The following is a 12,643-nucleotide window of genomic DNA, read 5'->3' as shown; positions in this document are numbered from 1 at the left end:
ACTTTGTTGTTATATTCTATGTAAACAAAATTTCTTTACTATTTTTACGGCTTAAATAGAAATATATGGCATCATCTTTTGAAAATTACAACAAACGACGTTTGATATCTTCTTACTTTTCGGTAGTATTGAGTATCTTTTTAGTATTGTTCCTTTTGGGAGCTTTAGGACTTTTTGTAATTAATTCGAAAAAGATAACTAACGATTTTAAAGAAAACATCCCGATGACCGTTTTCTTTGATAACGATGCAAATGATTCTATCATCAGTGCTTTTGATACTGAAATGAAAAATGCAAAATTCATCAAAGAATATGCGTTTGTTCACAAGGATAGTGCTGCTAAAAATAATGTGGACATCGTTGGAAAAGATTTTATGGAGTTTTTAGGATTCAATCCGCTTCAAAATTCATTTGATATTCACTTAAAAGGGGATTACGTTAATGCCGATAGTATCAAGAAAATTGAACGTAACATTCGTAAAAACGAAATGGTTTCGGAAATTATCTACGATAAAGAATTGGTTGACATGGTAAACGAAAACGTAACAAAAATCACGTTTTGGATTTTAATAATCAGCGGAATTTTAACGGTTGTAGCGATGTTGTTAATCAACAGTTCTATGCGATTATCGATTTATTCTCACCGTTTTACTATTAAAACCATGCAGATGGTGGGAGCAACAAAATCGTTCATTAGAAAACCTTTTATTTGGAGAAGTATTAAACTAGGATTAATTGGTTCTGGATTAGCTATCATCGGAATTATCGCTTTAGCTATTTATGTAGATGGTATATTCCCAAGTTTAGGCATTGCTAAAGATTACGTTTCGCTTGGTATTGTAATTACTGGTGTTTTAGGAATTGGAATTCTAATTACTTGGATTAGTACCTTTTTTGCTACACAACGTTTCTTGAATTTAAAAACAGACGATCTTTATTAGTATTCATTGAATAGCGTTCAGTGAATTAAAAAAATATAAAAATGGAAAATAACAACAAACCTGAATTTCTTTTTGATAAAGTAAATTATAAAATTCTTTTAGTTGGATTAGCTGTGATTGCGCTTGGATTTATCCTAATGAGTGGTGGCGGAAGCGAAGATCCAAATGTATTCAATGGTGAAGAATTATTTAGTTTCAGAAGAATTCGTTTAGCTCCAACCGTAGTTTTAATTGGATTTGGAATTACGATTTATTCGATTTTAAAAAACCCTAAAAAATAGTCTTCAGTGTTCAGTTATTAGTAAGCAGGTTTTGCTAATCACTAGTCACTAATCACTAATTACTAAAATGAATACACTTCAAGCCATTATTCTTGCCATTATTGAAGGAATAACCGAATTTTTACCTGTTTCCTCAACAGGTCATATGATTATTGCTTCGTCTTTTTTTGGCATTGCACAAGACGATTTTACTAAACTCTTCACGATTGTAATTCAGCTAGGAACGATACTTTCAGTGATTGTTCTCTACTTCAAACGCTTTTTTCAGTCGCTTGATTTTTACTTTAAATTATTCGTTGCTTTTATTCCTGCCGTAATTTTTGGATTGTTATTAAGTGATTTTATCGATGGTTTACTAGAAAATCCTATCACTGTAGCAGTTTCCCTAATTATCGGTGGCTTTTTATTATTGAAAGTTGATGAATGGTTTGGCAATTCGGAAGGAACTGAAATTTCCTATTTAACCGCTTTTAAAATTGGATTATTCCAATGTTTAGCGATGATTCCAGGTGTTTCTAGAAGTGGCGCTAGTATTGTAGGCGGAATGACACAAAAATTATCGCGAACAACTGCAGCCGAATTTTCATTTTTCTTAGCGATTCCAACGATGTTAGGAGCAACTTTGAAAAAATCATACGATTATTATAAAGATGGTTTTGTACTTTCTGACGACCAAATTAATTTGTTAATCATTGGAAATGTGGTTGGATTTATTGTAGCCTTAATCGCTATTAAATCATTCATCGGATTTTTAACCAAACACGGATTTAAAGTTTTTGGTTATTACCGAATCGTTGCTGGAATTGCAATTCTATTCATTCATTTCTTCGTTCAAAAATTAACTATTATCTAATGAATGCCGAAGAATTTTTAGCAGGAAAAGTACTTTTAATCGACAAACCCTTGACTTGGTCCTCTTTTCAAGCGGTTAATAAATTGAAATACATTTTAAAACGCAAATACGACTTACCAAAGAAATTCAAAATTGGTCACGCTGGAACTTTAGATCCGTTAGCAACTGGTTTATTAATTATTTGCACAGGAAAATTCACCAAAAGCATTACTGAAATTCAGGCACAAGCTAAAGAATATACGGGAACGATTATGGTTGGAGCTACTACTCCATCGTATGATTTAGAAACCGAAATTGACGCTACTTTTCCAACCGAACACATTACCGAAGAATTGATTTTGGAAACCACAAAACAGTTTTTAGGTGAAATCGACCAGAAACCTCCTGTTTTTTCTGCGATTAAAAAAGATGGAAAACGTTTGTATGAACACGCACGCGCTGGTGAAGAAGTAGAAATTCAATCGAGAAAAACTACTATTTACGAATTTGAAATCACTAGAATTCAATTACCAGAAATCGATTTTAGAGTAAAATGTAGTAAAGGAACTTACATTCGTTCGTTAGCGTATGACTTTGGATTAGCGTTACAATCAGGCGGACATTTAACCGCGCTTCGAAGAACTAAAATTGGGGATTATGATGTTAAAAATGCAATTACTCCTGATGATTTTGAAAAACAAATAAAAGATGAAATTTAGACTTTCGATTCTTCTAATTATAATTTCCCTTTTTGGTTTCTCACAAAACGTAAAACTAAAAACAGGCGATTTATTGTTTCAATCTATGAATTGCGGCCCACTTTGCGAAGCAATTAACGAAGTAACCGAAGGTTATCAAGGAAAAGATTTCAGTCATTTGGGAATGGTGTACATCAAAAACGATTCGATTTTCGTAATAGAAGCTGCTGGAAAAGCTGTAAAAGTTACACCTTATGAAACATTCAAAACCTACACAAAAGAAGAAATGTTCGTAGGAAGATTAAAAAGAAAATACCGTAAATACATTCCAGAAGCCATTTCGTTTTCATTACAACAAGTTGGAGTTCCCTATGACGATGAATATTTATACGACAATGGAAAATATTATTGTTCGGAATTAATTTATGATGCGTTTTTGCATTCATACAAAAAACCTTTGTTTGATTTATTTCCGATGACTTTTAAATCGCCAAAATCAAATGAGTATTTCGAAGTTTGGGCAGACTATTATGAAAAACTAAAAATGGAAATCCCTGAAGGTCAACTAGGCTGTAACCCTGGCGGAATTTCCACTTCTAATAAGTTAAAAATTATTGGAACTTTACGCTAAGATATTTTCATGCATTTCCACGATTTCGTTCTGAATCGAAATTCCTTTATCGTGTAAATACCATTTTTGCAATTCAATTTTAGCGGTTTCATCTACTACACCATGAGCAGCTTTGTAATCTAAGATTAATTGTTTTGCACCTGCTGGTCTTGGCCCCCAATCGGCCACAACTTCAAAAGTTTCCGCATCTAAAATGATTAATTTTGGAATTGCTTTTCCTCCATTGGTTAAAAAATGTTGCATTAAAGCATCGTTATCATCGCGCAAAGCAATTTTTAATTCTACTTTATCTGTTACTTCCGCCATTTTGTGAATTACAGGAACAATTTGGGCAGCGTCGCCACACCAACCTTCGCTTAGTACCAACCAAATGTATTTTTTATCTAAGTTTTGTAGTTTTGTTTTTACCTCATCTGTAACCTCGATAGTTTTTTCTAAACGATTCATTCTCGTCTCATTCAGTTCGGAGTATTTCAATAAATCTTCTGATTGCGTGTGACCAGTAGATTTTCCTTCAGCAATTAAACTGGTTACTTTTTTCCTGTAATCGGCATAAGAAAAACTGTTTTCTAGTGCTTGTTTTATAGTATTTATCATCTTCTTAACTTTATTTGGCAAATTTAATTCTAATTTTGGTAATTATCTGTAAGAAATGTTACATATGGAAAATTCGTCAAAATCTATCGGAATTGTATTGTCAGGTGGGGGTTCTAAAGGAATTGCTCATGCTGGTGCTTTGCAATTTTTAACTGAACAAGGTATCCAACCTTCTTGTATTGCTGGAACAAGTGCTGGTGCTATCGTTGGGGGATTATTTGCTTTTGGAAAAACGCCAGAAGAAATTCTAGAATTTTTCAAATCGATTTACTTTTTTCATTGGAAACATTTTACATTCAAAAAAGCAGGATTGATTGATTCGGAATCCTTCAAAAGTTATTTTGCAGAAATTTTAGGTGATGTCACCATTGGTGATTTAAAAATTCCAGCTTACATCACGGCAACCGATTTGGTTAAAGGAAAACTGAAAATTTTTAATTCCGAAGCGAAACTTATCGATGCTATTTTAGCTTCATCCTCTTTTCCAGGAATGTTATCACCATATGAAATCAATAAGAAATTATACAGCGATGGTGGTATTTTGAATCATTTCCCAACCGATATTTTACAAGGAAGATGTGATTATTTAATTGGGGTTTACGTAAGTCCAATTCAAAATATCGAATCCAAAGATTTAAAATCAATAAAATCTGTCACCAGTAGAGCCTTTGATTTATTGTATGCCAATTACAATTATCAAAAGTTCAATTTGTGTGATTGGGTTATCGAACCAAAGGAATTAGCTAATTTTAGTACATTTGAAACCAGTAAAACTAAAATGAATGCCATTTTTGAGATTGGATACAACGAGGCTAAAAAATCATTTCAAAATTTAGATATATAATTGTTAAAACATTTTTTTCTAAAAAAAGCTATTTAACTATATTTGCACCACAAATAATACAACACACGATGAAGTACAAAAGAATTCTTCTAAAATTAAGCGGTGAGGCTTTAATGGGTGATAGACAATATGGAATTGACCCACAACGCTTAGCTGAGTATGCTGCCGAAATAAAACAAATTCACGATAAAGGTGTAGAAATTGCAATCGTTATTGGTGGTGGAAACATTTTTAGAGGTGTAGCTGGTGCAAGCAACGGAATGGACAGAGTGCAAGGTGATTACATGGGAATGTTGGCAACAGTTATTAACGGTATGGCTTTACAAGGTGCTTTAGAAGAAGCTGGAATGCAAACGCGTTTACAAACCGCTTTAAAAATTGAAGCTATTGCTGAACCTTATATCAAAAGAAGAGCTACTCGCCATTTAGAAAAAGGAAGAATTGTAATTTTTGGTGCTGGAACTGGAAATCCGTACTTTACAACAGATACAGCAGCAGTTTTAAGAGGAATTGAAGTAGGTGCTGATGTAATTTTAAAAGGAACTCGTGTTGATGGTGTTTACACTTCAGACCCAGAAAAAAATGCAGATGCAGTTAAATTCGACTTTATTTCGTTTGAAGATGTATTAGCAAAAGGATTAAATGTAATGGATACCACTGCTTTTACATTAAGTCAAGAAAATAAATTACCTATTATTGTGTTTGACATGAATAAAGATGGTAACTTGTTAAAAGTTTGCGAAGGCGAAACTATCGGAACAACAGTAACAATATAAGTACAAAGTACAAAATTAGAAGTACGAAGTAAAAATTTAGAGATATGACTGAAGAGATTAACTTTATTTTAGACAGTGCAAAAGAAGCTATGAATGGTTCGATTGCTCATTTAGAAAAAGAATTCTTAAATATTAGAGCTGGAAAAGCTTCGCCTCAAATGCTAGGTGGTGTTTTTGTGGATTATTATGGTTCGCAAACGCCTATTTCACAAGTAGCCAACATCAATGCTCCAGATGCGAGAACATTAACCGTTACTCCTTGGGAAAAAAATATGTTAGGCCCAATTGAAAAAGCAATTATGATTGCTAATTTAGGGTTAAACCCAATGAATAATGGTGAAAACATTATCATCAACATTCCTGCTTTAACAGAAGAAAGAAGACGCGACTTAGTTAAACAAGCGAAACACGAAGCTGAAGAAGCAAAAATTGGTATCCGAAATCACAGAAAAGATGCGAACACGGATATCAAGAAAGAAGAAAAAAACGGAACAGCGGAAGACATATGTAAAAAAGCAGAAGAAGATGTTCAAAAATTAACAGATGCGTTCATCAAGAAAATTGAAGAGCTTTTAGCCGTTAAAGAAGCTGAAATCATGAAAGTATAAATTTTAAATCCCGATTCGTAGTCGGGATTTTTTATTTTGAATATCTTTGTAAGAAATAAACCCTTCATGAAATACTTTTGGCTTTTTTTGTGCTTTTTCATTTCTCTTAGTTCTGTAGCACAAACCAAAATTAAAGGACAAGTTATCGACTTTGATTCAAAAGTTCCCATCGCTTTTGCTTCAATTTCTTATGATAATAAAAAATTCAATGCCGATTGGGAAGGGAAATTTACAATTGATGTAAAAGATATCAAAATTCCAGCAAGAATAAATTTTAAAGGATATTATGAAAAGACCTTTTATCCACAAAAGGAAATTCAATTCATTACAATTAAACTTGTTAACGATTTAAACGAAAAGAAAACGGAAATTCACACTGATATTGAAGTAAACAATATTATTAAGAAAGTAATTGAAAACCGAAAGTCAAACGATCCTGAAAAAGGGTTATCGACTTTTCAATATAAAAATTATGAATACCTTCAAATAACCGCAAATCCAGATAGTATTTCTTCTAAAATTGACACCATTTATAAAAAAAGATTCCTGAGAAAACCAACTATTAAATTGGATTCAACGAATTACAAATTCAAAAAATTCTCAGAGAAACAACATTTGTATCAAACAGAAAAAGTAAATTTAATCCAACACCATCAAAAACAAAGCAAAGAAACAATTTTAGCCACAAGAATGGCCGGTTTTGAACAACCTATATATGAATACTTAGGCTTAAAACTCATTTCCTATTCGGTGTATGAAAATCCATTTGAAATACTTGAAATTCCAGTTCAAAATCCAATATCTAACTATGGCAGAAGGTTATACAATTATAAGCTAATTGATACAGTTAAAATAGAAGGCAGAAGCTCGTATCGAATTTATTTTGAACCTAAAAAACTCAATACAAACAGACTAAGAGGATTACTTTATATTGATTCTCAAAATTATGCCATTTCACAAGCCTATTTTAGAATTTATGGAGTAGTAAATATTAATGCGACTTACACATTTGACTATAAAAAAGAATTTGATATCTGGTTTCCAAAAAATCGAAAATTTAGAGTTTCAAAAGGCAACAATCATGAAGATATTAAAATATTAGGAGGAACCATAAAATTCAGCTCTAGTCTAGAAGAAATTGAAAACAATAATGCTACAGATCATGCCTTTGTAATAATTGAATCAACTCCTTTTGATATAGAAATTAATAAAAAAGTTGAAATTTCTAAACCAAGAGTTAAGATTGAAATTCCGGAGAATAGTTTAAAAAGAGATAACGAATATTGGTCCGTTTTTAAAAAGGAGAGTCTAGATAAAAGAAAACTTCGCACCTATACTTCTATTGACAGTTTATCACTTTCCGAAAAAATCGAACATAAAATTTTTCTAGGGCGAAAAATTATTAATGGATATGTTCCTATTTCTATATTTGATATTGATTTAAGAAGTATAGTAAAATACAATAATTTTGAAGGATTCCGTTTTGGTTTAGGCGCAGTAACCAATTCTAAATTATCAAAAAAATACAAAGTTGCTTTCTATGGCGCTTATGGTTTAAAAGATGAGGAATTCAAATTCGGGATTACTCCTTCTTACTTAGCTGATAAAAATTCTGAAACTTGGATAAGTGCATCTTATTCTGAAGACATTTACGAAATTGCTCAAACTAATTTTGTAACTGATTCACGAAGATTCAAAATTTATGATCCACGACCAATTAACATTTCTACTTTCTACAACAACAAAATGAGTTCGGCTTTTATTGAGAGTAAGTTTTTACCAAAAACCTCCAGCTATTTTGGAATTTCTCATAATCAAATTCAGCCTCTTTTTGATTACACATTTATAAATGACGGAAAATCTTATACCAATTACACCATTACTGCATTACAATTAGCAATTCAATGGAATCCGTTCAGTAATTACATGCAAACACCTGTTGGAAAAATTGAATATGAAAAAAGACATCCAAAATTTTCAATTCAGTATACCCAAACATTACCCAATTTACTTGAAAATGATTTCGTTTTCTCAAAACTAGATTTCAAAACTTATTATGAATTGCCATTTTTGTCAGGTCAAAAAAGTTCGATTTTACTACAAACTGGTATAGCATTTGGCGATGTTCCAATTACGCATTTATACAGTATTGTTCCTAATAATTTGAACAGAGATGCCATTCTTCAACGAATAACATTTGCAGGAAAAAACAGTTTTGAAACCATGTATTTTAACGAATTTTTCTCCAACAAATATGCGTCTTTACAATTAAAACATACTTTTAATAAAATTCGTCTTGGATACAAAATTAATCCTGAATTTACAATCGTAACCCGAATGGCTGTTGGTTCAAACAATAAAAATAATCAACACGTTGGAATAGGATATAAAACACTAGAAGACGGTTTTTTTGAAAGTGGAGTTGAATGCAATAAAATCTTCAAAGGTTTTGGCTTAGTTGCCTTTTACAGATATGGCCCCAACCAATTACCAAATTTTGATGACAACATTGCAATTAAAGTATCCTATTATTTAGATTTAGGATTCTAAATTTAACTTAAAAATTACGCTCAACACCAATATTTCAAGCAATTATCCTTACCTTTGCACCCTAATTTTTGAGAGATGTTAAAGTGGTTAAGCACCAGTTTTTGGGATTATATTGCCAGTAGAATTTTAAGAAACCGCGTTTTTTTATTACTTCTTGTTTTACTTTTTACGATTTTCATGAGTTTTCAGTGGAAAAACATGCGTTTTACCTTTACTGAAGCCAATTTATTACCTGATGATCATGAAGTAAACATTCAATACAATTCTTTTTTAGAAAAATTTGGTGAAGAAGGAAATCTAGTAGTATTAGGTTTCAAGGACAAGAATTTCTTTACCGAGAAAAATATAAAAGCTTGGGAAAAATTCATTGCCGAAATCAAGAAAGACAAAGCTGTTGAACTTACCTTATCTATTGAAGATTTAAAAGTACTTGAGAAAGACACATTAGAACAAAAATTCAAATTAGTTCCTTTCATCAATAATGATAGCATATCTAACAATTATCTAAAAGAAAAGGAAAAAGAATTCTTCAATAATTTACCTTTCTATGAAGGTATGCTGTTCAATAAAGAAAGTGGTGCAGTGCGTTTTGCCATTTACATGGATAAAAAAATTGTAAACACACCTGCAAGAAAACAATTTATTGAAAAACATCTTAACCAAGACAGAATTAACGCCTTCGAAAAAGAAACCGGATTAGATCTTCGTGTTTCTGGAATGCCATACATTAGAACACTGAATGCTAATAGCATTATTAGTGAAATTGGATTGTTCGTTGGTGCAGCACTTGGAATTACTTCATTACTATTCTTTTTCTTTTTTAGAAGTTTCAGAGCTACCATGGTTTCCATGTTTGTGGTAATTATTGGCGTAATGTGGTCGTTTGGAACGCTAGGTTTGTTACATTATGAAATAACCGTTTTAACAGCAATTATTCCTCCATTAATCATTGTTATCGGAATTCCTAACTGTATTTTCCTTATCAACAAATACCAGCAAGAAATTAAAAATCACGGAAATAAAGCCAAATCCTTACAACGGGTAATTTCTAAAGTTGGGAATGCTACTTTAATGACGAATTTAACTACTGCTGCTGGTTTTGGAACCTTCATTTTTACAGATAGTAAATTATTGAAAGAATTTGGAGTTGTAGCTTCATTAAACATTGTTTTCTTATTTATACTTTGTTTAATTATCATTCCAATTGTTTATAGTTATATGCCAATGCCTAAAGAGAAACACTTAGCACATTTAGGTAAAAACTATATGGCTAAATTTATTCATTGGATTGAAAACACAATAAGACACCATAGAATTGCTGTTTTTTCAACAGCCATTGGGATTTTAGTGATGGGAATTATTGGAATTTATCAAATTAAAATTTCGGGAAGTATTATTGAAGATATGCCAAAAAAGGCGCCTTTTTACAAAGACATTTTATTCTATGAAAAGGAATTTGATGGTGTTATGCCATTAGAAATTGTTATTGACACTAAAAAACCAAAAGGTGCTTTAAAATCAGTAACATTAAAACGAATAGAAGAACTTCAAGAAACCATTGAAGAAATTCCTGAATTATCAAAACCTGTTTCTATTGTTAATTTAGTCAAATATTCAAAACAAGCTTACTATAACGGAAATCCTGAATATTACGAATTACCTACCAAACAAGAAGAAGCGTTTATTTTATCCTATATAAAAAATTCGACTAAAAAAGGAAACGAAAATATGCTGAAAAGCTATGTTGATAGTACTGGGCAATATGCACGTATCACGACTTTTATGCGAGATATTGGTACAGACAAAATGCAAAAAATTGAAGAACGTTTACAAGACAAAATCAATCACATTTTCCCGAAAGAACGCTATGAAGTTTCACTAACAGGAAAAGCTTATGTTTTTGAAAAAGGAACCCATTATTTAATTGACAATTTAGTACAATCGCTAATTTTTGCTATTGTTTTAATTTCGTTATTAATGGCATACATGTTCCGTTCTTTCAAGATGATAATCGTTTCATTATTACCAAACATATTGCCATTAGTAATGACTGCTGGATTAATGGGTTATTTTGGAATTCCAATTAAACCATCCACCATATTAGTATTTAGTATTGCGTTTGGAATATCAGTAGATGATACGATTCACTTTTTGGCCAAATACCGTCAAGAATTAAAAGCTAATGATTGGAAAATAAAACGTTCTGTCTATGCCACTTTAAAAGAAGCAGGTATTAGTATGTTTTACACTTCAGTGGTATTGTTCTTTGGATTCTCAGTATTTACATTATCTAGCTTTGGCGGAACTGTAGCATTAGGAGGATTAGTTGCTACAACATTACTTTTTGCAATGATTTCAAACCTAATCTTGTTACCAGCATTATTACTTTCGTTAGATAAAACGATTGCTAACCAACAAGAATTTTTAGAACCAACATTAGATATTTTAGCAGAAGATATTGAAGAAGAAAATTCAAACGAGAAATAGTATATTTGCATTATATAATACATAAAGAAATGAAACACTCAAAAGTTATAGACCTTTTAAACAGTACGAAAACACTACATGAAGTAACAGCAAAAGGTTGGGTTAGAACATTTAGAAACAATCAATTTATTGCGTTGAACGATGGTTCAACCATTCATAATATTCAGTGTGTGGTAGATTTTGAAAACACACCAGATGAAACTTTAAAAAGAATAACAACTGGAGCTGCTATTTGCGTTACAGGAACTTTAGCAGAAAGTCGGGGCGCTGGACAAAAAGTAGAAATTCAAGTAACGAAATTAGAAATTTTAGGTGATAGCGATGCGGAGAAATTCCCAATGCAACCTAAAAAACACTCGTTAGAATTTTTACGCGAAAATGCTCATTTACGCGTAAGAACCAATGTTTTTGGAGCAATTATGCGTGTGCGATCAACTTTAGCGTTTGCAGTACATCAATATTTTCAAGAAAAAGGATTTTTCTATGTGAATACGCCTATCATCACAGGTTCTGATGCTGAAGGTGCTGGAGAAATGTTTCAAGTAACTTCTTTGCCAATCGATGGTTCGGCTCCAAGAAACGAAGACGGAAGCATCAACTATAAAGAAGATTTCTTCGGAAAACAAACCAACTTAACCGTTTCTGGACAATTAGAAGGCGAAACTTTTGCTATGGCTTTAGGTCAAATTTATACCTTCGGACCAACATTCCGTGCGGAGAACTCAAACACTTCTCGTCACTTGGCTGAGTTTTGGATGATTGAACCAGAAGTGGCTTTCAATGATTTAGCGGATAACATGGATTTGGCTGAAGATTTCATCAAATACGTTATCAAATATACGGTTGATAAGTGTGGCGATGATTTAAAATTCTTAGAAGCAAGACTTTTAGAAGAAGAAAAGTCAAAACCTCAATCCGATAGAAGCGAAATGTCTCTTTTAGAAAAATTAAGTTTTGTACTTGATAACAACTTCAAACGTGTTTCTTATACAGAAGCTATTGATATTTTAAAAGACTCAACGCCAAATAAAAAGAAAAAATTCCAATACATCATTAACGAATGGGGTGCTGATTTACAAAGTGAGCACGAACGTTTCTTAGTAGAAAAACACTTTAAATGTCCGGTAATTTTATTTGATTATCCAGCAAAAATTAAAGCGTTTTACATGCGTTTGAACGACAACACGGAACCAGGAAAAGAAACTGTTAGAGCAATGGACATTTTATTCCCAGGAATTGGAGAAATTGTTGGAGGTTCGCAAAGAGAAGAGCGTTACGATGTATTAGTAGAAAAAATGAAAGCCTTAGGAATCGACGAAGAAGAACTTTGGTGGTATTTAGACACTAGAAGATTCGGTTCGGCTGTGCACTCAGGTTTCGGATTAGGTTTTGAAAGAT

At 32.0% G+C, this 12,643-nt stretch carries 12 protein-coding genes; 11 read left to right on the top strand and 1 reads right to left on the bottom strand.

Annotated elements, in window-relative coordinates:
• Window positions 1–65 precede the first annotated feature (65 nt).
• The 5 genes from B4I81_RS11465 (at window position 66) to B4I81_RS11445 (ending at window position 3,383) form a co-directional block, all read left to right on the top strand.
• A complete protein-coding gene (locus tag B4I81_RS11465; RefSeq protein ID WP_194093443.1) occupies window positions 66–941 on the top strand; it encodes a cell division protein FtsX in 876 nt (291 codons plus the stop codon).
• 41 nt (window positions 942–982) lie between these two features.
• Entirely contained in the window at window positions 983–1,222 is a 240-nt protein-coding gene (locus tag B4I81_RS11460) for a DUF3098 domain-containing protein (protein WP_111566266.1), read from the top strand.
• A 67-nt stretch (window positions 1,223–1,289) separates the two neighbouring features.
• Window positions 1,290–2,075 (top strand): undecaprenyl-diphosphate phosphatase, encoded by a 786-nt coding sequence (locus B4I81_RS11455; protein WP_291110754.1) that lies wholly within the window; start codon window positions 1,290–1,292, stop codon window positions 2,073–2,075.
• Entirely contained in the window at window positions 2,075–2,773 is a 699-nt protein-coding gene (truB, locus tag B4I81_RS11450; RefSeq protein ID WP_291110753.1) for a tRNA pseudouridine(55) synthase TruB, read from the top strand. The genes B4I81_RS11455 and truB overlap by 1 nt, the downstream gene beginning before the upstream one ends.
• A complete protein-coding gene (locus tag B4I81_RS11445) occupies window positions 2,763–3,383 on the top strand; it encodes a YiiX/YebB-like N1pC/P60 family cysteine hydrolase (RefSeq protein WP_291110752.1) in 621 nt (206 codons plus the stop codon). Before truB ends, B4I81_RS11445 begins: the two co-directional genes overlap by 11 nt.
• Here the strand turns inward: B4I81_RS11445 and B4I81_RS11440 are convergent.
• Window positions 3,375–3,980, bottom strand: a complete 606-nt coding sequence (locus B4I81_RS11440; protein ID WP_291110750.1) for a thioredoxin family protein — start codon at window positions 3,978–3,980, stop codon at window positions 3,375–3,377. The two genes, B4I81_RS11445 and B4I81_RS11440, sit on opposite strands and share 9 nt — an antisense overlap.
• A 64-nt stretch (window positions 3,981–4,044) precedes the next feature.
• Here B4I81_RS11440 and B4I81_RS11435 point away from each other — a divergent pair, with 64 nt between their 5' ends.
• The 6 genes from B4I81_RS11435 to asnS form a co-directional block, all read left to right on the top strand.
• Window positions 4,045–4,824 carry a patatin-like phospholipase family protein gene (locus tag B4I81_RS11435; RefSeq protein ID WP_291110748.1) on the top strand — a complete coding sequence of 260 codons (780 nt, stop codon included), beginning with the start codon at window positions 4,045–4,047 and terminating at the stop codon, window positions 4,822–4,824.
• Window positions 4,825–4,892: 68 nt separating this feature from the next.
• Window positions 4,893–5,600 carry a UMP kinase gene (gene pyrH / locus B4I81_RS11430; protein ID WP_026724473.1) on the top strand — a complete coding sequence of 236 codons (708 nt, stop codon included), beginning with the start codon at window positions 4,893–4,895 and terminating at the stop codon, window positions 5,598–5,600.
• Window positions 5,601–5,644: 44 nt separating this feature from the next.
• Window positions 5,645–6,208 (top strand): ribosome recycling factor, encoded by a 564-nt coding sequence (gene frr, locus B4I81_RS11425; protein WP_250580698.1) that lies wholly within the window; start codon window positions 5,645–5,647, stop codon window positions 6,206–6,208.
• 66 nt (window positions 6,209–6,274) lie between these two features.
• Entirely contained in the window at window positions 6,275–8,758 is a 2,484-nt protein-coding gene (locus B4I81_RS11420) for a DUF5686 family protein (RefSeq protein ID WP_291110744.1), read from the top strand.
• A gap of 75 nt (window positions 8,759–8,833) precedes the next feature.
• Complete coding sequence (locus B4I81_RS11415; RefSeq protein ID WP_291110742.1) at window positions 8,834–11,245, top strand: efflux RND transporter permease subunit; 2,412 nt, start codon at window positions 8,834–8,836, stop codon at window positions 11,243–11,245.
• A 29-nt stretch (window positions 11,246–11,274) separates the two neighbouring features.
• The coding region (gene asnS, locus B4I81_RS11410; protein WP_291110741.1) for an asparagine--tRNA ligase at window positions 11,275–12,643 on the top strand (1,369 nt) is incomplete at its 3' end.

The organism is Flavobacterium sp. UBA6195 (assembly GCF_002422095.1).
In the GTDB taxonomy this organism is placed as follows: Bacteria; Bacteroidota; Bacteroidia; order Flavobacteriales; family Flavobacteriaceae; genus Flavobacterium.
The sequence above is the reverse complement of the archived record's forward strand: the minus strand, read 5'-3'. Positions and strand labels throughout refer to the sequence as shown.